Source organism: Marisediminitalea alba (assembly GCF_002993365.1).
GTDB classification, from domain to species: domain Bacteria; phylum Pseudomonadota; class Gammaproteobacteria; order Enterobacterales; family Alteromonadaceae; genus Alteromonas; species Alteromonas alba.
Genome location: NZ_PVNP01000031.1, coordinates 1 through 1,504, shown reverse-complemented (window position 1 = coordinate 1,504; position 1,504 = coordinate 1). Strand labels below are relative to the sequence as shown.

Annotated in this window: 2 rRNA genes; both read left to right on the top strand. The window is 50.6% G+C overall.

Annotated features, from left to right (window positions below):
* Nucleotides 1-1,159, top strand: a 23S ribosomal RNA gene (locus C6Y40_RS03915); the annotation flags it as partial.
* Nucleotides 1,160-1,380: 221 nt separating this feature from the next.
* Nucleotides 1,381-1,496: ribosomal RNA gene (rrf, locus tag C6Y40_RS03910) — 5S ribosomal RNA — on the top strand.
* The last annotated feature ends 8 nt before the right edge of the window (nucleotides 1,497-1,504 follow it).

The following is a 1,504-nucleotide window of genomic DNA, read 5'->3' as shown; positions in this document are numbered from 1 at the left end:
GTCGGGGGTCGCAGTGACCAGGTGGCTGGGACTGTTTATTAAAAACACAGCACTCTGCAAACTCGAAAGAGGACGTATAGGGTGTGACACCTGCCCGGTGCCGGAAGGTTAATTGATGGGGTTAGCGTAAGCGAAGCTCTTGATCGAAGCCCCGGTAAACGGCGGCCGTAACTATAACGGTCCTAAGGTAGCGAAATTCCTTGTCGGGTAAGTTCCGACCTGCACGAATGGTGTAACCATGGCCACGCTGTCTCTACCCGAGACTCAGTGAAATTGAAATCGCAGTGAAGATGCTGTGTACCCGCACCTAGACGGAAAGACCCCGTGAACCTTTACTACAGCTTGGCACTGAACATTGAACCTACTTGTGTAGGATAGGTGGGAGGCTTCGAAGCAGAGACGCTAGTTTCTGTGGAGCCGTCCTTGAAATACCACCCTGGTATGTTTGATGTTCTAACGTAGGTCCCTTATCGGGATTGCGGACAGTGTCTGGTGGGTAGTTTGACTGGGGCGGTCTCCTCCCAAATAGTAACGGAGGAGCACGAAGGTTAGCTAATCACGGTCGGACATCGTGAGGTTAGTGCAATGGCATAAGCTAGCTTAACTGCGAGACAGACACGTCGAGCAGGTACGAAAGTAGGTCATAGTGATCCGGTGGTTCTGTATGGAAGGGCCATCGCTCAACGGATAAAAGGTACTCCGGGGATAACAGGCTGATACCGCCCAAGAGTTCATATCGACGGCGGTGTTTGGCACCTCGATGTCGGCTCATCACATCCTGGGGCTGAAGTCGGTCCCAAGGGTATGGCTGTTCGCCATTTAAAGTGGTACGCGAGCTGGGTTTAGAACGTCGTGAGACAGTTCGGTCCCTATCTGGTGTGGGCGTTGGATGATTGAGGGGAGCTGCTCCTAGTACGAGAGGACCGGAGTGGACGAACCGCTGGTGTTCGGGTTGTTTTGCCAAAGGCATTGCCCGGTAGCCAAGTTCGGAATCGATAACCGCTGAAAGCATCTAAGCGGGAAGCGAGCCCCAAGATGAGTCATCCCTGCACGTAAGTGCTGGAAGGGTTGTTATAGACTATGACGTTGATAGGCAGGGTGTGGAAGCGTTGCAAGGCGTTAAGCTAACCTGTACTAATTGCCCGAGAGGCTTAACCATACAACGCCTAAATGGCTTTACATTTAGAAGTTGATGGAATGGCTGACTAATTAAGTCAAAGAGAGTAGTGATGTTACTCAAGTGATTGAATACGTATCAGATTTTCCAGAATTGTTAATACAATTAAAAGTTTAAATAAGGCTGATGAACAGGCACCTGAGAGTACTGTTTGTCCTCCTTGCGCAAAAGTCGAGAAAAGCACTCGATTTTGCACGACTTTGCCTGGCGGCAATAGCGACGTGGTCCCACCTGAATCCATTCCGAACTCAGAAGTGAAACACGTTAGCGTCGATGGTAGTGTGGGGTCTCCCCATGTGAGAGTAGAACACCGCCAGGCTCCTAATT